The following is a 20,479-nucleotide window of genomic DNA, read 5'->3' as shown; positions in this document are numbered from 1 at the left end:
GACACAAGAAGAACGAAAAGGCAGAACGCCATGAAGGTCGACGGCAAGCATTTTCGCAGCATCTGGCGCGAGCGCGACGGCTGGTCGGTCGGCGCGATCGACCAGCGCCGGCTGCCGCACGAGTTCGTCATTGCGAAGCTGACCTCGTGCGAGGATGCGGCGATCGCTATCCGCGACATGCTGGTGCGCGGTGCGCCGCTGATCGGCGCCACCGCGGCCTATGGCATGGCGCTCGCGATGCGCGAGGATGCCTCCGATGCTGGCCTGAAGCGCGCCTATGAGACGCTGATCATGGCGCGGCCGACCGCGATCAATCTGAAATGGGCGCTGGATGAGATGCGCGCGACGCTAGCGCCGATCGATCCCGTTGAACGGGCGGAAGCCGCCTATGCGCGCGCCGACGAGATCGTCGAGCAGGACGTCGAGATCAACCGCGGCATCGCCGGCAATGGCCTTGCGCTGATCGAGGCGATCGCGGCAAAGAAGCCGGGCAAGGCGATCAATGTGCTGACCCACTGCAATGCCGGCTGGCTCGCCACCGTCGACTGGGGCACCGCGACCGCGCCGATCTATCTTGCACATGAGCGGGGCATCAAGATCCATGTCTGGGTCGACGAAACCCGCCCGCGCAACCAGGGCGCCTCGCTGACCGCGTGGGAACTCGGCCATCATGGCGTGGCGCACACGGTCATCCCGGACAACACCGGCGGGCACCTGATGCAGCACGGCATGGTCGACCTCGCGATCGTCGGTACCGACCGCGTCGCCGCCAACGGCGATGTCTGCAACAAGATCGGCACCTATCTGAAGGCGCTCGCCGCGCACGACAATGGCGTGCCGTTCTATGTCGCGCTGCCATCGCCGACGATCGACTTTGCCGTTGATGACGGCATCCGCGACATCCCGATCGAGCAGCGCAGCGGCACGGAGGTTACCGACATGACCGGCCGCACCGTAGATGGAAGGCTGGAGACGGTCCGCATCGTGCCCGAGGGCTCGCCGGTCGCGAATTATGCCTTCGACGTCACGCCCGCGCGCCTCGTCACCGGCCTGATCACCGAGCGCGGCGTGCTGAAGCCGGATCGTGACTCGCTGGCGGCGGCGTTTCCGGAACGGATCTCTGCTGCGGCGAAGTAGTCTTGGTTGGACGAGATCTCGCCACGGCTGCGGCAATGACCGAGAATGACGCGCTAGCTCAGCTCCAGTCCCGTCGCCTTCTCGAGCTCCGCGATCGCCTGCGCGCCGCTCGTCACCTTGATCGTAGTCATGCCCATCTGACGCGCCGGCTTCAGGTTGACGCCGAGATCGTCGAGATAGACGCAATGCTTCGGATCCACCTTCAGGGTCTCGACCATCATCTGGTAGATGCGTGGGTCGGGCTTGCGTAATCCGATTTTGGCGGACTCGATGACGTGATCGAACAACGCCATGACCTCCGCAACGTAGAGCGTGCGCCCGGTCATGCTGCCGATCGCGTTGGCGGGCAGATTGTTGGTGATGCAGCCCGTCTTGAACTGCGTCTTGATGCGCTTCAACGCCTCCACCATGTCGGGACGCAGATCGCCCTGGAGCAGCGGCAGCACGTCGCGGCCGCGCACCTCGGCGCCGAGTGCGCGTGACTCCTCCGCGAACAAGGCATCGAAGGTGTCGATATCGACCTCGGCCCGCTCGAACTTGGCCCAGGCGTTCTCCAGATGATTGGCAGCGTTGGTGCGGCGGATGATGTCGGCAGGCAAGCCGCGCTCCGTCTCGAACCGCGTGAACGCCTCGAACGGCGAACTGGTCAAGACGCCGCCAAAATCAAAGATCACAGCCTGGATCGCCACTGTCCTGCCCTCGTCAATTCCTTTCCAAGAGCGCTAGCATGCGCTATCGGCAAGGACCAGTCCGAAGCATCCGCGCCCGCATCGATGCCGCTCCAATACGTGTTCCCATGATGAAGCTCGCAACCCCAATCATTGCCGCTCTGCTCGCCACACCCGCTTACGCCATCGTCGGCGGCGGCACGCCGCAGGCTGATGGCGTTGCGCGCGCGGTCGTCACCATCGTGGGCTCGCGCGGCAATTTCTGCACCGGCAGCCTGATCGCGCCGAAAATCGTGCTGACGGTTGCCCATTGCGTACAACCCGGCGCCGACTACAAGATCGTCGATCGCGGCACCGGCGGTCAGCCGCAATTGCTGAACGTGCGCTCCGTCGCGATCCATCCGAATTTCAACATGCAGGCGATGCAGGCCCATCGTGCCACCGCCGACGTGGCGCTGCTGCAGCTCGATATTCCATTCAAGGGAAAATCGACGGTCGTGGTCGGCGCTCCGACTATTCCGATCCAGGTCGGCGGCCGCTTCGCCGGCATCGGCGTCACCGTGCGCGGTGATGGCAAGAGCGGCGGCACCACGCGCGTTGCCGGTCTCGTCGCGACGGGGCAGCCCGGCACGCTCCAGATCCGGCTGGTCGATCCCGTAACCAACGGTGTTCGCGACGGAATCGGCGCCTGCACTGGTGATTCCGGCGGGCCCGTGTTCGAGGACAAGCCGAGTGGTCCCGTGCTTGTGGGTCTCATCAGCTGGTCCACGGGACCGAATGGCGCCGCCGGCTGCGGCGGCTTGACCGGCGTCACGCCGCTCACGCTCTATCGCGACTGGATATTGCAGACCGCGCGGAGCTGGGGCGCGGCGTTGTAGCTTGATCGCGACTTGATCTATGCCATTTTGCGAGGGAAGCGCGATGGGCGACCATGCCCGTCGCGGAGGAAACGCGCCGCCAATAAGGCGGCCTGAAAAAGACAAGGCATAGAAGCAACAATGAATGTCGCTGTTCGCAGTCACGCCACCGCCAAACAGGCTTCTGAACATTTCGACGTGCTCATCGTCGGTGCCGGCATCTCCGGCATCGGCAGCGCCTATCACATCACCAAGCAGCTGCCGGACACGAGCTACGTCATCTTGGAAACCCAGGCGACGTTCGGCGGCACCTGGTCGACGCATCGCTATCCCGGCATTCGCTCCGACAGCGATCTCCATACCTTCGGCTACAGCTTCAAGCCCTGGGTCGGGCCGCCGATCGCGACCGCGGAAGAAATCCTCACCTACATGAAAGAGGTGATCGACGACAACGATATCGCCCGGCATATCCGCTACAAGCACAAGATCAACTCGGCGAGTTGGTCGAGCGAACAAAACCTCTGGACCATCGAGGCGGTGACGACGGACACCGGCGAGGCGAAGACTTTCACGGCAAACTTCCTCTGGATGTGCCAGGGCTATTATCGCCATTCGGAAGGCTACACGCCGGAATGGAAGGGCATGGATCGCTTCAAGGGCCGCATCGTCCATCCGCAGACCTGGCCTGACGATATCGATCTCGCGAACAAGAAAGTGATCGTGATCGGCTCGGGTGCGACCGCGGCGACACTGGTGCCGAACATCGCAGACACATGCGCGCATGTCACCATGCTGCAGCGCTCGCCGACCTATTTCCGGCTGGGCCGCAACGCCATCGAGATCGCCGAGGAGCTGCGCCGGCTTCAGGTCGACGAAACCTGGATTCATGAGATCGTCCGGCGCAAAATATTGTTCGAACAGGATGCGTTCACGAAGCTCTGCATCGCCAAGCCCGAGCAGGTGAAGAAGGAGCTGATCGGCCAGATCAGCGCAGTGCTCGGCCCCGACTACGACGTCGAGACGCATTTCACGCCGAGCTATCGGCCGTGGCGCCAGCGCATCGCCTTCGTGCCGGATGCCGATCTGTTCAAGGGCATCGCCAGCGGCAAGGCGTCCGTCGTCACGGACGAGATCGAGTGCTTCGTCGAGAACGGTATCCAGCTCAAGTCTGGCAGGCTGCTCGAGGCCGATATCATCATCACGGCGACCGGCTTCAATCTTTCGGCGCTCGGCGACATCGCCTTCGAGGTCGACGGCAAGCCACTCGCATTCGGCGAGACCGTGACCTATCGTGGCATGATGTTCACGGGCGTGCCGAACATGGCCTGGGTGTTCGGCTATTTCCGCGCCAGCTGGACGCTGCGCGTCGATCTCGTCGCCGATTTCGTCTGCCGGCTACTCGGCCACATGAAGGCGAAGGGTGCGAAGAAGGTCGAGGTGAGGTTGCGCCCCGAAGACCACAACATGCCGATCCTGCCCTGGATCGATCCGGAAAACTTCAACCCCGGCTACATCATGCGCAACATGAACCTGCTGCCGAAGCGCGGCGACAAGCCCGAATGGCAGCACAGCCAGGATTACTGGACCGAGAAGGATGAGATTCCGAAGACGAATCTGGACGACAAGGCATTTGTGTACGGGTGAGGTGCGCTGGCGAGCGCCACACACCGTCGACGTTCATGTGAACGGCGGTCAACTCTGGAACAGGATAGCACACGCTGCACATGGGCGGATGGATCATTCTGCGCGGCAAAGCGTGGTGTAGTTGCAACATGGTCCGCTGAATGAACTCCGGTTGTGGCGCCGTCCGGCGATTCCGCCGCTTCCGTAGTTCCACGTAGGGACCCGGTCGCCTAATTTGCCGGCGGCGCCGCCGGGAGCGCCGTTGAGGGCGCTGGGGGTGGGTGGGCTGCCATCGATCGGGCGGGATTGCACGCGCCGGACTGCAACTGCAGTTCGCGCGGCATTCTGGGTCGTTCTGGCCTTCAGCGCGGCGGCGGCGGCGAGTCCCGCCGGCGCGCAGCAATTCTTCAACGGATCGCAGACCACGCTGAATGGCGCCGTCCTCCAGGGGAGGGTAAGGGGAATCACCGCTTCTGCTGCTCGGGCCGGCGCGGGGGGCGCGGCGCGATGGGGGTGCCGGCCATCTTGTTGGCGGCCTCGCTGATGTCGAGCAGCGAGCGGCGGACGTCCTCGATGTAGCTCGCCGACTTCTTCCGCATGGTGTCCGCGAGCTCACGCAATCCCTGCACCTTCTCGAACAGCTCGTCGGCCTTGCCGTCGGCGAAGCCGGGCACCACGCTCTCAATCTTGGTGACGGCTTTATCGAATCCCGCAAAGGCGCTGTCGACCTTGGCCATCACGGCATCGATCTCGCCGCCCTTGCTGCGGAGGTCGGCGGTGGTGCTCTCGAATGTGCGCAGGCCCTCCTTGATCGCGGGGGCGTTGCTCACGATGGTGCGGTCGACGCTGTGCAGGGTGTCGACGATGGATTCGGCATCGCTGAGATCGGCCGTCAGCACGGGAATGCCGTCCGAGTCCAGCGGCACCGGCGGCGCGGAGGGCGCGCCTCCGATCAGCGAGATCGCGGCAACGCCGGTGAGGCCCTGGAACTCGATGCCCGCGACGGTGTCCTTGCGGATCGGCGCCGTGTTGTCGAGCGTCACCAGCGCCACGATCCGGCGCGGACTGTCCAGCTTGATCGAGAGGATCTGGCCCGCGGGCACGCCGTCGAAATTCACCGGCCCGCCGCGGCGCAGGCCGCTGGCAGAACCGCCCTCGAACACCACGCGCAGCTGGCTGCGGCTCTGGATCGTGCGCCATTTCTGCACGCCCAGCAGGCCGCCGAACGCCACGGCGATCACCGCCAGCGTCGCGGTTCCGACGACCAGATTGCTCGCGCGTGCCATGCGGGAGATTTTACGGCCAAAACGAGGAGGTTGGAAGAAGGCCGCAATGATACGCGGGACGGGTTAACGACTAATCCGCCCAATGGCATCAGTGTCCGGCCGCGCGTTTCGCCACGGCATTGTTCAGCACAATCAGGGCATCTACCGCCACGCCCGTCTTCGCATTGATCAGGAACGGATTGATGTCGATCGAGGCGATCCGGTCGCCGGCATCCGTGATCAGGTTGGACAGTCCGACCAGCGCCTTCACCGCGGAAGCCTCCTGCAGGGCCGGCCTGCCGCGATAGCCGCGCATCTTGATGCCGGCCTTGGTGCGGCCGATCAGCAGCCGCGCCTCGGCCTCGTCCAGCGGCGCGCCGGCAACCGCGACGTCCTTCATCAGCTCGATGTCGATGCCGCCCGTGCCGAACAGCACCACAGGTCCCATCTCGGCATCGAGCGAGGCGCCGACCACGAGCTCCAGGTCTGCCTTAACCTGCTGCGCGATCAAAATGCCGTCGAGCTTCGGCTTGCCCTTCAGCTTCGCCACCCGCGCAGTAATGTCGGCGAAGGCCTTCTTGACCTCGGCTGCACTGTTGAGGTTCAACACCACGCCGCCGATGTCGGATTTGTGCAGGATCTCGGCGCTGACGACCTTCGCCACGACCGGAAAACCGATTTGCTTCGCGATCTTCGCAGCCTCCGCCGCGGTCTGCGCGATGGCTTCCTTGGAGATCGGGATGCCATAGGCCTTCAGCAGCTTCTTCGAGGCGACCTCGTCGAGTGCGGCGCCGTTCGCCGCTTTCAACGCCTTCTCCAGCATCGCGCGTGCGGCAGGCTTGGAGCTGGAGACGATGTCGGGCACCTCCTTGCGCAGCTTCGAATAAGCGAGCAACGACTTGATCGCGGTCACCGCGCGGTCCATGCCCTGCATCACCGCGAGATGCGGCAGCGATTTGCGCAAGCCCTTGGTGAACTCGGTGAAGCCGATCGACATCGCGCTGATGTAGATTACGGGCTTCGAAGCCCGGCTCGCCATCTCGTTGACGATGCGCAAATTGCGCTCGCGCTGCTCGTGTGGCGCCTTGGGCAGCTCGGCATCGATGATGACGATGTCGATATCGGGATCATCGATCATCAGCTTGATCGACTTCATGTAGACGGAGGGATCGACCACCGCGGCAAAGCCGGCGTCGAGCGGGTTGCCGACGATCGATCCCGGCCCGAGCATTCTTGCCAGCTCCGCACTGACATGTGGACTGAGCGGAGCAAAGTTCAGGCGCTCGGCATAGAAGGCGTCGATCAGCATGCCGCGCTTGCCGCCGGATAGCGTGACCGCAGCGAGCCGGTCGCCCTTGGGCACGACTGAGTGGACGAAGCATTCGGTGGTCTCGATCAGCTCGTCGAGCCCGCCAACCCGGATCACGCCTTCGCGCGTCGCAATGGCATCGAAGGTCTCGATCGAGCCGGCAAGCGCGCCGGTATGCGCCATCGCCGCGGCGCGGCCGCCCTCTGACGAACCGAGCTTGAGCGCGATCACCGGCTTGCTGGCGGCACGCGCCGCCTTGCAGGCATCGCGAAACGCCTTGGTGTTGCGCACGCCTTCGAGGTAGACGACGATCACCCTGATGCTCGGATCCTCGGCGAAATAGCGCATCAGATCCGGCGTCTCGAGCCCGGTCTCGTTGCCTGTCGTCACCATGTAGCCGACACCGACGCCGCGATCTTCCAGCGCCTGCCGGATCGCCATGACGATCGCCCCGGACTGTCCGGCGATCGCCACCGCGCCCTGTTCCATGGTGACGATGCGGTCGTCGATATTGGTGAACAGCTTTTCGCCGGCGCTCAGATTACCAAGGCAGTTCGGGCCTGTGACCGCCAGGCCGGTCTCGCGCACGGCCGCCTGCAGTTCAGAAGCGAGCTTCTGGCTCTCCGCATCCTGCAATTCGCTGAATCCCGAGGTGACGATGGTGGCCGAGCGCGCGCCAGCCGCAGCCGCATCGCGGATCACCTGCACGGCAAAGCGCGCCGGCACCAGCACGAGCACGTGGTCGGGCTTTTCCGGGAGGCTCGCAAAGTCCTTGTAGCAGGGCACGCCCCAGATGGTCTCGCGCTTGGCATTGACCGGATAGAGCCCGCCCTCGAAGCCGTATTTGACCAGATTGTTCCAGATGCGTTCGGCGTAATTGCCCGGCTTGTCGGTGGCGCCCACCAGCACGATGTTGTGCGGGTGCAGCATGGCGTGGATGCCTTTGACGACATCGCTTGCATCGGGTGGCGGAGACCATGGGCGGGATGCGGACGCAGCAGACACATGGGCTTCCATGGCGTGACCTCACCTGTTGTTCTTATTTGGTGGCGCATCACTCTGTTCTACGGCCAGTCCTTCGCTGTGGCAACCATGTGGGTTTCATGCCGTGTGGTGGAATGAAGTTCGTATCAGTGCGTGTCGCCAGCCCGGTGGGCGATCTATCTGTCGGCTCCAATCAATGTTGCATGCAGGATGTAACGCTCGGGTCCGGAGGTGACTGCGTCGAATGGCCAGCAGGTTGCGAGAATGAGCTCGAATCCTTGTGCCGTCGCGTCGATACCCGATTCATCGAAACGGACCACGGCCGAGGAATCTGCGCGATAGCGAAAATGTTGGCCGTCGCTGCGCGTGACATCGATGATGTCATCCATCGCAACATTGCGCAGGAAGCGAAAATGAGTGTCGCGATGCGCGGCATAGACGGCAATCCCGCGCTCGCCCGCATCAGCCGTGTGCTGGATATGGCCGGGTCCGAAAGCGAGAGCCTGTCCGCTCGAGCCTTCCAACACGATGGCGCTGGCGCCGATCCGTTTGACCTCGATCCGCGCGACCGGCCAGGTGTCGGCCCACGACCAGGGCTTCACCGCCTGGCCCGCCGCAATGCTTCGCTCGAACGCCCGCTCCAGCAGCACCTGCGCGAGCCATGCCTTGGCGTGGATGTAGGCGCCGTCGCCGAACAGGATGAGGCCGATTAGCGCCAAGACCACGGGAGAGATGAGGCGGGGCATTGTTTTCATGCGCGTCAGAAAAAGGCGCGCGCGGCCGTTGGTTACGGGACGGGCGACCGCGCGCGCTAACAGAGGAGGTCGGGGGGCTCCTCTCTCAAACAGCGTCGGTGAGCAAGGGCCGACGCCGGTTGAACACGAACAGGATCAGGGCGAGCATGATCAGGATGAAGCCTGCGATTATCTTCAGCTCGGCCGAGGTTGCAGTCTTGGGCAGGCGGATCGCATCGGGCGCGGCGGGGGTCGGCCGCCTTGCCGAAGGCTGGTTGCGCGCATCTGCGTGGCGCTCGCGCAGCTGCGTCGGCGTCAGATGCGGACGCTCGCCGAAGATCTTCTCGAAATCCCAGCCGGCCGGCAGGTTGATCGGCAGCTCGCTCAGCTTGAGCGGCTCGCCTTCGGGACGGCTCGGCGTCTTGTCGACGGCAACGAGGCTGGTCAGGCGCGTGACGATCTGGTGCTCGAGCGCCAGCGCGAGGATCGCCTTGTCGGAGTCTTCGGGCGTCATCTCGCGCAGGGTGCGTGCGACTTCGGCATCGCCGATCTTGCGCCTCGCCCAGACCTTCGACAGGCCCTTGCCTTCGGCGGCGTTTTGCAGCGGCAGCGTCACCGACCACGGCCGGTCGCCGACACGGCCCTTGATCTCGAGCGAGCCCGCGAGCTTGTCGAGTCTTGCCGCCAGCACCAGCGGCTCGTCGCGATAGACGTCGGGAATGATCGCCGGCGTCACATCGGCCTTGGCGTCGGAGAATTTTGCGCTGAGGCCGGTCACGGCCGGATTCTCCAGCTTGGCGAACAGGCCGCGCATGCGCTCCTCGACCTGCTCCACCGAGCCGATATGGGTAAAGGCGCCACGGCCGAGCTCGGCGGCGCGCGTCATCAAATAGGTGTTGGGCGCGGACCCGATGCCGACCATGAACACGCGCGAGCGGCCGCGCATCGCCGCGATGGTTTCGAACAATTGCTGCTCGTTGCCGATCGCGCCGTCGGTCAGGAACACGACCTGGCGGACCATGTTGGTGTCGCCGAGCTTGTCGGCCAGCGCGGCGCGCATGGCCGGCACCATCTCGGTGCCGCCGCGCGCCTGCAATCCATTCACGAAGGCGAGTGCTTCGCCGAGATGCGCGGGATCGGCCGGCACAGAGGTTGAGAACAGCACGTCCATGGTGTCGTCGAAGCGGATCACGTTGAAGCGGTCATTGGGCTGGAGGCGGCCGAGCGCGTAGAGCAGGCTCGCCTTGGCTTGAACGATGGAGGTGCCGCCCATCGAGCCGGAATTGTCGATCACGAACACGACCTCGCGCGGCAGTGGTTTCTGCATTGCCTGCTCGGCGCTGGGCGGGGTGACGAAGGCGAGCAAATAATCGGCGTCGCCGACACGTTCACGGAACAGGCCAACCGAGGGTGCCTTCTCCGCGGCCGGCTTCCAGGTCAGCTCGAAATCGCGGTCGGCAGGCACAGCACCATCAGCGAGCGTGACGACACGCGTCTTGGTATCCGGGCCCTCGACCTTGACGTGGTGGTGGTGGCTTTTGACCTCGCCGAGCGCGAAGCCGGCCTTCAGGCGCACCGTGATGCTGGTCGGATTGACCGGCGCATTGTTCGCAGGATTCAGCACGGGCGGCGAAATGTGCTCGCGGTCCGGCACCGGATCCGAGCTGGTCGCGCCCCAGCCCGAGCCGTCCTGTCGGAAGTCGACGCTCTGCACGATCGGCGCCGGATTGTAGCGCGGCGCGACCACCAGCGGCAGCCGCAACGAATATTCGTTGCCGGATTGGTGCACCGGCTCCTGATATTCGATCTGCACCAGCACGGTTTCGCCGGGACCGATATTGGCGACCGAGTTGGTGAAGATGTTCGGCCGCTCCAGCTCAGTCAACGCAGCCTTCTGGCCGGCGCGGCGCGCCTGCTCGTAGATCATGCGAGCTTGCTGCCGTTCCTTGATGTCGCCGAGGATGACGCGGTCGCCGACCACCATCTTCAGCGTATCGACGGCGCCGCCGGTCGCGAGCGGATAGACATAGGTCGCCTCCACCCAATCCTTCGTCGGGTTGCGGAAGATTTGGGTGATGCGGGCGCGCAGCGTCGGACCTGATACCGTGATGTCGACATCGGTGCCGAGGCGGATCGCTTCGCTATAGGCGCCATCCTCCTTCAGCAGGAGCGTGCCAGATTTGGCGTCGCCAGGTTGGAGCAAGCTGGCCTGCTGCGTCGTCGCCGACCATCCGGGCTCAAAGCTCACCAGCAGGGCCACGAAGGCCACCAGCATCACCGCGATGCCCTGCACGAGGAGAAACAATCCGAGCTTGATCAACCGGCCGAGCATGGGGTGATCGTCGCTGTCGGCGGTGTCGTAGGTGTCCATTTGGCCTGCTCCCGAAGCATGTTCGCTGGCCCAAAGCATCTGCCGGAGGCGCTGATGTCGCGAGCAGAATGATCGGCAATCTTCCGCCGCGGCCGGCCCGGCCCGGCCGCCGCCGGGGTCGCCATGTGCGGTTTTGTGCTGGTTTGTCCGCCCTGCTAGAATAGGTCTCCTGGAGCAGGGCCACGATGCAGACGCAGGACAAACTCAACGACAGGCAGCTTTCGGACGAGCAGAGCCGCGAGATCGCAGAGACCATTCGCGAGGAGCTGGCGAGACGCCGGATCTCCCGCCAGGCGCTGGCCGAGCAGGCCAAGCTCAGCCTGTCGACCCTGGAGAAGGTGCTCGGCGGTCGCCGGCCGTTCACGCTGGCGACGACCGTGCGGCTGGAGCAGGCCCTGGGCGTCTCCCTGCGCAAAAATGCCGTCGTGGTGGCGCCCGCGGCCGCAAACGATGTCGCGCCCGACAGCCTCGGCTCCTATGCGCATCGCGCGGTGACCTGGCTCGAGGACGTCTACATCACGCTGCGGCCGTCGTTCGGCGACCAGAATGCGATCTTTGCCTATCGCACCGAGATCGTCTGGGAGCCGAAGATCTCCTCCTTGGTTTTTCGCGAGGGTGAGCGGACCGATGCCGCCTATGAGCATACCGGCGAGGTCGCGGTGCCGCATCAGTCCGGCTTCATCTATCTCGTCATCATCAAGCACGGTCAGCACCGGGTGATCACGGTGTCGCGGCCGACGGTGAATGGCGAGATGTACGGCATCATCTCGACGCTCCGCGCCGGCCCCGGCTCGCAGCTCACGCCGGTCGCGGCCCCGATCGCCTACGTGCCGCTCCGGAACGTCCCGAAGCCGTCCCTGGGACGGGTCGGTCCCGACGACGGCAACCATGCATTGTACCGAAAGCATCTGCGGCGCACGGTGGAAGAGCCGTTCGCAGTGTTTCTGTCGGTATGATTGGCAAGAAATAGGTCCGGCACCGGCTGCGCATCGGGCGGGCGAGGGCGAACGACGCGCCATCATCCGCCGCCGTGATGGGAGCCTAAAGCGCGGTGAGATCTGGATGAATAGTCATCGCGCTTCAGGTTGTTGTTCACGCATGATCTTTCTGGAAAAGCGCTTCGCACTTTTCCGGATCATGCTTTAGCCGCCCGTTTCGGCGCTGATGATGTCGCCGAACAGCTCCCATTGGCCCTTCTTGAACCGCCACATCTTGAGCTGCTCGATCGGCGCGAAGTCCGTGGAGGACGTGTTGATCTTGATGCCGGGGATCAGCGTGTCGGGCACGAAGTCCTTCAGGCTTGCGGCCTGCTTCATCACGTTCTCGCGGGTCAGATTGTCGCCCGACTGCTTCAGCACCTGCACCATGGTCTGGGCCGCAGCGTAAGCGTAGACCAGATTGGCGTCCGAGATGTTGGCGCCCGGCATGTACTTGTCGATGAAGCTCATGAACCTCTTCATGCCCTCGTCGTCCTTCCATTGCGGATCCGACGCATCCTTCAGATAGCCGGCCGACAGCACGCCTTCGGAGGCCTCGAGGCCTGCCGGCTTCATCACCGCGCCGATCGAGACCGAGACGTCGGTCATCAGGTGCATCGGCTTCCACTCCAGCTCCGCGATCTTCTTGATGGCTTGAGCCGCGAATTTCGGGGTCGCGATGTTGACGAAGACATCGGCGCCGGTGCCCTTGAGCTTGACGATGTGGGCGTCGATCGACGGCTCCGAGGTCTCGTAGCTCTCTTCGGCCACGATCAGCTTCGACGCCTTGTCGCCGAAAATGTCCTTGATGCCGGCGAGGTAGTCTTTGCCGAAATCGTCATTGGCATAGAAGATCGCGACTTTCGCGTCCGGCTTCTCCTTCAGAATGTATTTTGCGAAGATCTGGGCCTCGACCCGGTAGCTGGGCTGGAAGCCCATGGTCCATGGAAAGTTCTTCGGGTCGTTCCACTTGCTGGCGCCGGTGGCAAGGAACAGCTGTGGCACTTTCTTGGCGTTGTGATATTTCTGCACGGCGGTCTGGGTCGGCGTGCCCAGCGCGTTGAACACGAGAAACACCTCGTCGCTCTCGATCAGCTTGCGGATCTGCTCCACCGTCTTCGGCGGCGAATAGCCGTCGTCATAGGAGATCCAGTTGATCTTGCGGCCGTTGATACCGCCCTGGTCGTTGACCATCTTGAAATAGGCTTCCTCGGTCTTGCCGATGATGCCGTAAGCGGAGGCGGGACCGGAATAGGCCTCGACATTGCCGATCTTGATCTCGGTGTCGGTGACGCCGGTGTCGTATTTCTTCTGCGCGTAAGCGCCGTGAGCCGAGAGCAATGTCAGGGCCGTTGCCGCGGCGAGCAGGGAGAGTTTCTTGTTCTTCATGGAAATTCCTTCGACGTCTCTTGGGGTGGAGCAGGCACTTTCAAAACATAAAAGCGCCCGCGAGGGGCGCTTCGGTCAGGCATTGGCGGCTTTCTTGTCGACTTCGGAGGCCACCGAGAATTCCTTGCGCAAGGTCGGCTTGTGGATCTTGCCGGTGGCGTTGCGCGGCAGTGCATCGACGAAGCGGACCTGGCGCGGGCATTTGAAGCGCGCGAGGTTCGCCGCGCAATGCGCGAAGACCTCGGCTTCGCTCAGCCGCTGGCCCGGTTTGACCGCGATGATGGCAAGGCCCACCTCGCCCCATTGCGCATCGGGAATGCCGATCACCGCGGCTTCGGCGATCGCGGAAAGCTGATGCAGGACGTTCTCGACCTCGGCCGGATAGACGTTCTCGCCGCCGGAGATGTACATGTCCTTCCAACGGTCGACGATGTAGTAGAAGCCTTCGTCGTCGACGCGTGTTGCGTCGCCCGTGTGCAGCCAGCCGTCGGTGAAGGAGGTCTTGTTGGCCTCCGGCCTGTTCCAATAGCCGGGCGTGATGTTGGGGCCTTTCACCCAGAGCTCACCGAGCTCGCCGACATCTGCATCGCTGCCGTCGGGCCGCACGATGCGCACCTCAGTGTGCAGCACGGGCTTGCCGGCGGAGCCCGCCTTGCGCGCCGCATCCTCGCGATCGAGCACCAACACGGCCGGCGAGGTCTCGGTCATGCCGTAGCCCTGCTGGAGCGCGACGCCGCGCGCCTCCCACACTTTCAAGAGCGGCACCGGCATCGGCGCGCCGCCGACACCGCCGACGATCAGCCGGGACAGGTCGGTCGTTGCGAAGGCCGGATGCTGCGCCATGAACTGGTAGATCGCGGGCACGCCGAAGAACACGTTGATGCCCTGCGCGGGATCATTGATCAGGCCGAGCGCCGTGCCGGGATCGAAGGCGCGCATGATCATCACGGTGCCGCCGGCATGCAGCACCGGATTCGTGTAGCAATTGAGACCACCGGTGTGGAACAGCGGCAGCACGGTGAGCAACACCGAAGACGGCCCGATGCAGGCGGGGCCGCCGAGATTGACGCAATTCCAGAAGGTCATGCCATGGGTGATAGTCGCGCCTTTCGGATGCCCCGTGGTGCCCGACGTGTACATGATGGTCGAGACGTCATCGAGCGTGACCTCCTCGGCGCGGTCGAGCGGCTTTGCGGCGGCGATGCCGGCCTCGTAGGCGCCGCCGGGGCCGAGCAGCAGGCTGGTCGCGACGCCGCAAAGCTTGGCGACGGCGAGCGCGGTTTCGGCCAGATCGGTGTCGTGGATCATCACCTTCGGCGCACAGTCACCGGTGATGAACTGGAGTTCGGGAACGGTGAGGCGGGTGTTGAGCGGCACGAAGATGGCACCGAGCCGGCCGCAGGCGAACTGCACCTCGAGCGTATCGGTCGTGTTCATTGCCAGCACGGCGACGCGATCGCCGCGCGAGACCTTCAACGTGTCACGGAAGAACGAAGCGAGGCGCGAGACGCGGCCATCGAGCTGCGAATAGGTGAAGCGGCGCTCGCTGGCGAGGTCGATCACCGCAACCTTGTTTGGCGTGCGGCGGCCATGGTGGGCGATCCAGTCGTAATAACGAACGGCCAAAAATCCCTCCCTGGGCGGTCTTGTGCCGCCTCGCGTCGCTGGTTCCGTGCACCATGCCCGGCATGGCCTGGGGCCAGCCGGAGTCTGTGCAGCAGTCTTTTTTGATCCGGAGTTGGCCTGCGAGGGGTGAAAATCGTCTTGCGTTGAGTTGCTAGGCCATGGGTGCGGTGGAGCGGTTCCTCCGGTCAGCCACTCTGCGCAAGTGAACGGCAAATGTTCCGGCCATGGTGAATGAGCCGAATCCGCCAGCAGGGCGAGAGTTGTGATGAAGAGTCCGTTCTATACCGCCGAGCACGACGCCTTCCGCGAGGTCATGCGCCGCTTCGTCGAGAAGGAGGTCGCCCCGTTCGCCCATGAATGGGACGAGGCCGGCGAATTCCCCCGTACGCTCTATCGCAAGGCGGCCGAGATCGGCCTTCTTGGGCTCGGTTTCCCCGAGGAATATGGCGGGATCGCCGCCGACCAGTTCATGAAGATCGTCGCGAGCCAGGAATTGGCGCGCGCCGGGGCCGGCGGCGTCAGCGCCAGCCTGATGAGCCACACCATCGGCGCGCCGCCGATCGCGCGGGCCGCGCGGCCCGAGGTGAAGGCGAGGGTGCTGCCGCAGGTGCTGGCCGGCGAGAAGATCTCCGCGCTCGCGATCACCGAGCCGGGCGGCGGCTCTGATGTCGCGAACCTCCGCACCCGGGCGCGGCGCGACGGGGATCACTACGTCGTGAGCGGCGAGAAGACTTTCATCACGTCAGGCGTACGCGCCGACTATCTGACCGTTGCGGTGCGCACCGGCGGCGAGGGCGCGGGCGGCGTCAGCCTGCTCCTGGTCGAGGGCGATACGCCCGGCCTGTCGCGCACCAAGCTGAAGAAGATGGGCTGGTGGGCCTCCGACACCGCTACGCTGCATTTCGACGCGTGCCGGGTGCCGGCCGAGAACCTGATCGGCGAGGAGGGCCAGGGCTTCAAGATCATCATGCAAAACTTCAACAGCGAGCGGATGGGCATGGCGGCGAGTTGCACCGCCTTCGCCCGCGTCTGTCTCGACGAGGCGATCGCCTACGCCAAGGAGCGCAAGACCTTCGGCAAGCCGCTCGCCCAGCACCAGGTCATCCGCCACAAGATCGTCGACATGGCACAGAAGGTTGCGGCAAGCCAGGCGATGCTGGAGATGTTGGCCTGGCGGCTGGAGCAGGGCGAGAGCCCGGTCGCCGAGATCTGCATGATGAAGAACCAGGCGACCCAGACCATGGCGTTCTGCGCCTCGGAAGCCGTGCAGATCTTCGGCGGCGCTGGCTTCATGCGCGGCATCAAGGCCGAGCGGATCTACCGCGAGGTCAAGGTCAACGCCATCGGCGGCGGCACCGAGGAGATCATGAAGGATCTGGCGTCGCGGCAGATGGGGTTGTGAACTCACCGTCATTCCGGGGCGAGGCGAAGCGTCGAACCCGGAATCTGGATATTATAGGACTCATCTCTGGATTCCGGGTTCGCGCTATGCGCGCCCCGGAATGACAAAAGGGAAAAAATGCTATTCACCGCCGACCACGACGACATTCGCCGCTCCTTGCAAAAATTTATCGCGCACGAGATCAATCCTCATGTCGATGAATGGGAGAAGGCCGACATCTTCCCGGCGCATGAGCTGTTCAAGAAGATGGGCAGCCTCGGCTTCCTCGGGCTGAACAAGCCGGTCGAGTTCGGCGGCTCGGGCCTCGACTATTCCTATGCAGTGATGATGGCGGAGGAGCTTGGCGCAATCACCTGCGGCGGCGTGCCGATGGCGATCGGGGTGCAGACCGACATGGCAACGCCGGCGCTGGCGCGGTTCGGCTCGGACGAGGTGCGGCGCGAATTCCTCAGCCCATCGATATCAGGCGATTACGTCGCCTGCATCGGCGTCTCCGAGCCCGGCGCGGGCTCCGACGTCGCTTCAATCAAGACCAATGCGCGCTCCGATGGCGACGACTACGTCATCGATGGCGGCAAGATGTGGATCACCAACGGCACCCAGGCGGACTGGATCTGCCTGCTCGCCAACACCGGCGATGGACCCGTTCACCGCAACAAGTCGCTGATCTGCGTTCCCATGAAGAGCAAGGGCGTCACGGTTGCCCGCAAGCTCGACAAGATGGGAATGCGCTCGTCGGACACCGCGCAGATCTTTTTCGACAATGTCCGCGTGCCCAAGCGCAACCGGATCGGTGAGGAGGGCAAGGGTTTTACCTACCAGATGATCCAGTTCCAGGAGGAGCGGCTGTGGGGCGCGGCGGCCTGTTTGAAGGCGCACGAATACATTATCGATCAGACCATCGGGTACACGCGCAATCGCAAGGCCTTCGGGAAGTCGATCCTCGATAATCAGGTCGTCCATTTCAAGCTTGCGGAGATGCAGACCGAGGTCGAGCTGCTGCGCGCGCTGATCTATCGCGCCGCCGAGCAGCTGGTCGCCGGCGAAGATGTGACGCGGCTTGCGACCATGGCCAAGCTGAAAGCCGGCCGGCTCAGCCGCGAGCTCACTGATGCCTGCTTGCAATATTGGGGCGGAATGGGCTTTACCAACGAAACGCCGGTCAGCCGTGCCTATCGCGACAGCCGCCTGACCTCGATCGGCGGCGGCGCCGACGAGGTGATGCTGATGGTGCTGTGCAAGATGATGGGCACGCTGCCGGGAAGTCATTGAGTTTGAGCATGATCTTGTCGGAAAACCGCTTCACACCGATCATGCTCTGAGGGGGAACGCCTGATGGTCACGCTCTATCATTGCGACGCCGCGCGCTCGTTCCGTCCGCTCTGGATGCTGGAGGAGATGGGGCTGCCCTATGAATTGAAGATGCTGCCGTTCCCGCCGCGGGTGTTTGCCAAGGACTATCTCGGCATCAATCCGCTCGGCACCATCCCTTATCTGATCGACGGCGAGACGCGGATGACCGAATCGTCCGGCATCTGCCATTACCTCGGCATCAAATACGGCCCGACGCCGCTGATGGTCGGCTCCGAAGATCCCTCCTATGGCGCGTTCCTGAACTGGATGTATTTTAGCGATGCCACGTTAACCTTCCCGCAAACGCTGGTGCTCCGATACACCCAGCTCGAACCGGAAGAGCGCCGCGTTCCGCAGGTCGCCACCGATTACGCCAAATGGTTTCTGGGCAGGCTGCGCGCCGTCGAGGCAGCGACGGCCAATGCCGAAACATTGTGCGCGGGCCGTTTCACCGCCGCTGACATTGTCATCGGTTATGCGCTCCGCCTCGCCGACAATATCGGGCTCGCCAAGGACTTCGGGCCAAATGTCGCAGCCTATTGGGCGCGCCTGCAGCAGCGCGATGGTTTCAAGCGCGCGGTTGCTGCGGAGCAGAAGGCCGGCCTTGAGCAGAATGTTGCGCCGCGCGTGAGGGCGTAAGGGAAGCTGTCATTCCGGGCCGCGCAAAGAGCGCGAAGCGGAATGCCGTGCCGACATCTGCCGCGCTTTGGCGGACCGGGTGGGACCGCCCCGGAACGACGGCGCATGTTTTCATGACAGCGCTATCCCGTCGTGACAGCGCCCAAATTTCCGCTAAGGTGACCTCCGTCCGCAGCGGCCAAAGAGCCGTGCGAGGAGGATGCCCAATGGATTATAGCGGTCGCGAATCCGACCATCTGATGCTGATCACGCCCGAGCGAGTCTTTTACGCCGGCCTGCTCGGCAGGCCCCGGAAGCGGACTCCGGGCTGCTGCCATGTCTATGTGGCCGTGAAGGGCAATCTCCACCTGACCATCGACGACGCTCTCGCCACCGGCGAATTGTTCGTCACGCTGCCGAACCAGCGCCATTCGATCGCCAGTGACTACCGCACCGCAATCAGCGTCACGCTGGAGCCTGAGAGCATGCCCGATGGCGTGCTGGAAGCGCTGGCCCAGCGGCTGATGGGGCCGGACCGGGCGGTCTATGCCCGCAAGATCCTGGCTGCGTACGCGCTGCTGCGCCAGCGCCGCTACGGCGACATCACCACCGCCGAATTCGACGAGATGTGTTTTGGCGAGGCCCTGCCGCGCCGCGTGCTGGACCCGCGCGTGATGCGCGCGGTCGCCCGCATCGAGCGTTTCTCCGGCGAGCCGGTGACGGCCGATACATGTGCGGCTGAAGCCGGCCTCTCTGCCTCGCGCTTCCTGCATCTGTTCAAGGAAGAGACCGGCATCTCGTTCCGCTCCTTCCGTGCCTGGAAACGCGCGCGGTATCTCTTGCACTTCGCCAACCAGGATCTCAACCTCGCCCATCTCGCGCAGGATATCGGCTATCCCGACAGCACCCATTTCAGCCATTCGATCCGTCGTTTCTATGGATTGAAGCCGCGTGCGATCTTCGTCGGCTCGCGTGATCTCGCGATCTATCGCAGCACCGAGACGGTGCGGCTCGCGGAGGCGGGCTAGCACGGCTCTCGTAGGGTGGGCAAAGCGAAGCGTGCCCACGATCTTTCTCAATGCGGAAATGTGGTGGGCACGGCGCAAGAGCGCCTTTGCCCACCCTACGACAGCTCGTCTTTGGCTAGCTTCTCCGCGCAAGAAGCCTCATGCCCCGCATCACATGATCGCAAACGTTGAATTCTCAACGTGCGAGACATTTTTGGCATGAGCGACAAGGCCGTCATCACCTGCGCGCTGAACGGCGTGCTCACCGACCCGAAGCAGCACAACGTGCCCGTGACGCCCGAGCAGATGGCGCGCGAGGCCAAGGCTGCGTTCGATGCCGGCGCCTCCATCATGCACATCCATCTGCGCCAGCAGGCGCCGCATAAAGGGCATCTGCCGTCGTGGGAAGTCAGTGTCTCCAAGGAGATCCAGCAGGCGATCCGCGAAGCCTGCCCGGGTGTCGTCATCAACCACACCTCGGGCGTGTCAGGGCCGAACTACTCTGGTGCGCTCGACTGCATCCGCCAGACCAGGCCAGAGATCGCCGCCTGCAACGCCGGCTCGCTGAATTATTTGAAGGTCAAGGCTGACAACACGTGGGCCTGGCCGCCGATGATGTTCGACAACGCGGTCGAGAAGGTGAAGGACTATCTCGACGTTATGAACGAAGTCGGCACCATCCCCGAGTTCGAATGCTTCGACGTCGGCATCGTCCGCTGTGTCGGCATGTATCACCAGGTCGGCATGTACAAGGGCCCGCTCGAGTATAATTTCGTCATGGGTGTCGCCTCCGGCATGCCCGCTGATCCCGAGCTGCTACCGATCCTGATCAAGCTGAAGCGTCCCGAAGCGCATTGGCAGGTCACGGCGATCGGCCGTGAGGAGATCTGGCCGCTGCATCAGCGCTGCGCCGAGCTCGGCGGCCATTTGCGCACCGGTCTCGAGGACACGTTTTATCTCGCCGACGGCAAGAAGGTGACGTCGAACGGCCAGCTGATCGAGGCCATCGCCGCCTGTGCCCGCCGCGCCGGCCGCGAGATCGCGAGCCCGGCCGAGGCGCGGAAGATCTTTGGGACGAATCGCTGAACATCTCCGTCGTTCCGGGGCGATGCGTAGCATCGAACCCGGAACCTCGAGATTCCGGGTTCACGCTGCGCGT

The 20,479-nt window shown here is 63.9% G+C and carries 16 protein-coding genes; 9 read left to right on the top strand and 7 right to left on the bottom strand.

Annotated features, from left to right (window positions below):
- Nucleotides 1–30 precede the first annotated feature (30 nt).
- The gene (gene mtnA, locus ACVWY3_RS28850) at nucleotides 31–1,137 is read left to right on the top strand and encodes an S-methyl-5-thioribose-1-phosphate isomerase (RefSeq protein ID WP_456841503.1); all 1,107 of its coding nucleotides are present in this window, start codon (nucleotides 31–33) and stop codon (nucleotides 1,135–1,137) included.
- 53 nt (nucleotides 1,138–1,190) lie between these two features.
- Here the strand turns inward: mtnA and ACVWY3_RS28845 are convergent, their stop codons facing one another.
- Nucleotides 1,191–1,826, bottom strand: a complete 636-nt coding sequence (locus tag ACVWY3_RS28845) for an HAD-IA family hydrolase (RefSeq protein ID WP_456841502.1) — start codon at nucleotides 1,824–1,826, stop codon at nucleotides 1,191–1,193.
- A gap of 107 nt (nucleotides 1,827–1,933) precedes the next feature.
- Between ACVWY3_RS28845 and ACVWY3_RS28840 the strand changes: the two genes are divergently transcribed.
- Together ACVWY3_RS28840 and ACVWY3_RS28835 are read left to right on the top strand one after the other, a co-directional pair.
- Complete coding sequence (locus tag ACVWY3_RS28840; RefSeq protein WP_456841501.1) at nucleotides 1,934–2,683, top strand: S1 family peptidase; 750 nt, start codon at nucleotides 1,934–1,936, stop codon at nucleotides 2,681–2,683.
- 120 nt (nucleotides 2,684–2,803) lie between these two features.
- A complete protein-coding gene (locus ACVWY3_RS28835) occupies nucleotides 2,804–4,306 on the top strand; it encodes a flavin-containing monooxygenase (protein WP_456841500.1) in 1,503 nt (500 codons plus the stop codon).
- Between the two features lie 443 nt (nucleotides 4,307–4,749).
- Here the strand turns inward: ACVWY3_RS28835 and ACVWY3_RS28830 are convergent, their stop codons facing one another.
- The 4 genes from ACVWY3_RS28830 to ACVWY3_RS28815 all read right to left on the bottom strand — a co-directional run bounded on the left by ACVWY3_RS28830 (nucleotide 4,750) and on the right by ACVWY3_RS28815 (nucleotide 10,948).
- Nucleotides 4,750–5,571: an MlaD family protein gene (locus ACVWY3_RS28830; protein WP_456841499.1), complete on the bottom strand. Its 822-nt coding sequence runs from the start codon at nucleotides 5,569–5,571 to the stop codon at nucleotides 4,750–4,752.
- 88 nt (nucleotides 5,572–5,659) lie between these two features.
- Nucleotides 5,660–7,876 (bottom strand): acetate--CoA ligase family protein, encoded by a 2,217-nt coding sequence (locus tag ACVWY3_RS28825; protein WP_456841498.1) that lies wholly within the window; start codon nucleotides 7,874–7,876, stop codon nucleotides 5,660–5,662.
- A 143-nt stretch (nucleotides 7,877–8,019) separates the two neighbouring features.
- Nucleotides 8,020–8,589, bottom strand: a complete 570-nt coding sequence (locus ACVWY3_RS28820) for a class GN sortase (RefSeq protein ID WP_456841497.1) — start codon at nucleotides 8,587–8,589, stop codon at nucleotides 8,020–8,022.
- A gap of 94 nt (nucleotides 8,590–8,683) precedes the next feature.
- Entirely contained in the window at nucleotides 8,684–10,948 is a 2,265-nt protein-coding gene (locus ACVWY3_RS28815; RefSeq protein ID WP_456841496.1) for a marine proteobacterial sortase target protein, read from the bottom strand.
- A 185-nt stretch (nucleotides 10,949–11,133) separates the two neighbouring features.
- Here ACVWY3_RS28815 and ACVWY3_RS28810 point away from each other — a divergent pair, with 185 nt between their 5' ends.
- Nucleotides 11,134–11,904, top strand: a complete 771-nt coding sequence (locus ACVWY3_RS28810; protein ID WP_456841495.1) for a helix-turn-helix transcriptional regulator — start codon at nucleotides 11,134–11,136, stop codon at nucleotides 11,902–11,904.
- Between the two features lie 186 nt (nucleotides 11,905–12,090).
- On the opposite strand, the gene ACVWY3_RS28805 is transcribed toward ACVWY3_RS28810, so the two are convergent.
- Together ACVWY3_RS28805 and ACVWY3_RS28800 are read right to left on the bottom strand one after the other, a co-directional pair.
- A complete protein-coding gene (locus ACVWY3_RS28805; protein ID WP_456841494.1) occupies nucleotides 12,091–13,314 on the bottom strand; it encodes an ABC transporter substrate-binding protein in 1,224 nt (407 codons plus the stop codon).
- 75 nt (nucleotides 13,315–13,389) lie between these two features.
- On the bottom strand, nucleotides 13,390–14,940 hold the full coding sequence (locus tag ACVWY3_RS28800; RefSeq protein WP_456841493.1) for an acyl-CoA synthetase: 1,551 nt from the start codon (nucleotides 14,938–14,940) through the stop codon (nucleotides 13,390–13,392).
- Between the two features lie 265 nt (nucleotides 14,941–15,205).
- On the opposite strand from ACVWY3_RS28800, the gene ACVWY3_RS28795 reads away from it, so the two are divergent.
- The 5 genes from ACVWY3_RS28795 (at nucleotide 15,206) to ACVWY3_RS28775 (ending at nucleotide 20,406) form a co-directional block, all read left to right on the top strand.
- Nucleotides 15,206–16,342 (top strand): acyl-CoA dehydrogenase family protein, encoded by a 1,137-nt coding sequence (locus ACVWY3_RS28795; protein WP_456841492.1) that lies wholly within the window; start codon nucleotides 15,206–15,208, stop codon nucleotides 16,340–16,342.
- A gap of 117 nt (nucleotides 16,343–16,459) precedes the next feature.
- Nucleotides 16,460–17,614 (top strand): acyl-CoA dehydrogenase family protein, encoded by a 1,155-nt coding sequence (locus tag ACVWY3_RS28790; RefSeq protein WP_456841491.1) that lies wholly within the window; start codon nucleotides 16,460–16,462, stop codon nucleotides 17,612–17,614.
- Between the two features lie 63 nt (nucleotides 17,615–17,677).
- A complete protein-coding gene (locus ACVWY3_RS28785) occupies nucleotides 17,678–18,334 on the top strand; it encodes a glutathione S-transferase family protein (RefSeq protein WP_456841490.1) in 657 nt (218 codons plus the stop codon).
- Nucleotides 18,335–18,540: 206 nt separating this feature from the next.
- Nucleotides 18,541–19,341 carry a helix-turn-helix domain-containing protein gene (locus tag ACVWY3_RS28780; protein WP_456841489.1) on the top strand — a complete coding sequence of 267 codons (801 nt, stop codon included), beginning with the start codon at nucleotides 18,541–18,543 and terminating at the stop codon, nucleotides 19,339–19,341.
- Between the two features lie 198 nt (nucleotides 19,342–19,539).
- Nucleotides 19,540–20,406, top strand: coding sequence for a 3-keto-5-aminohexanoate cleavage protein (locus tag ACVWY3_RS28775; protein WP_456841488.1), 867 nt, complete (start codon nucleotides 19,540–19,542; stop codon nucleotides 20,404–20,406).
- Nucleotides 20,407–20,479: the final 73 nt, after the last annotated feature.

It is taken from the genome of Bradyrhizobium sp. USDA 4486, assembly GCF_054057995.1.
Note: the sequence above shows the minus strand (reverse complement) of the source record. Positions and strands in the feature narration are given on the sequence as shown.

Coding starts and splice junctions, on each gene's coding strand:
- mtnA (WP_456841503.1), top strand. CDS start 31: ATGAAGGTCGACGGCAAGCATTTTCGCAGCATCTGGCGCGAGCGCGAC.
- ACVWY3_RS28840 (WP_456841501.1), top strand. CDS start 1,934: ATGATGAAGCTCGCAACCCCAATCATTGCCGCTCTGCTCGCCACACCC.
- ACVWY3_RS28835 (WP_456841500.1), top strand. CDS start 2,804: ATGAATGTCGCTGTTCGCAGTCACGCCACCGCCAAACAGGCTTCTGAA.
- ACVWY3_RS28830 (WP_456841499.1), bottom strand. CDS start 5,571: ATGGCACGCGCGAGCAATCTGGTCGTCGGAACCGCGACGCTGGCGGTG.
- ACVWY3_RS28825 (WP_456841498.1), bottom strand. CDS start 7,876: ATGGAAGCCCATGTGTCTGCTGCGTCCGCATCCCGCCCATGGTCTCCG.
- ACVWY3_RS28820 (WP_456841497.1), bottom strand. CDS start 8,589: ATGCCCCGCCTCATCTCTCCCGTGGTCTTGGCGCTAATCGGCCTCATC.
- ACVWY3_RS28815 (WP_456841496.1), bottom strand. CDS start 10,948: ATGGACACCTACGACACCGCCGACAGCGACGATCACCCCATGCTCGGC.
- ACVWY3_RS28810 (WP_456841495.1), top strand. CDS start 11,134: ATGCAGACGCAGGACAAACTCAACGACAGGCAGCTTTCGGACGAGCAG.
- ACVWY3_RS28805 (WP_456841494.1), bottom strand. CDS start 13,314: ATGAAGAACAAGAAACTCTCCCTGCTCGCCGCGGCAACGGCCCTGACA.
- ACVWY3_RS28795 (WP_456841492.1), top strand. CDS start 15,206: ATGAAGAGTCCGTTCTATACCGCCGAGCACGACGCCTTCCGCGAGGTC.
- ACVWY3_RS28790 (WP_456841491.1), top strand. CDS start 16,460: ATGCTATTCACCGCCGACCACGACGACATTCGCCGCTCCTTGCAAAAA.
- ACVWY3_RS28785 (WP_456841490.1), top strand. CDS start 17,678: ATGGTCACGCTCTATCATTGCGACGCCGCGCGCTCGTTCCGTCCGCTC.
- ACVWY3_RS28780 (WP_456841489.1), top strand. CDS start 18,541: ATGGATTATAGCGGTCGCGAATCCGACCATCTGATGCTGATCACGCCC.
- ACVWY3_RS28775 (WP_456841488.1), top strand. CDS start 19,540: ATGAGCGACAAGGCCGTCATCACCTGCGCGCTGAACGGCGTGCTCACC.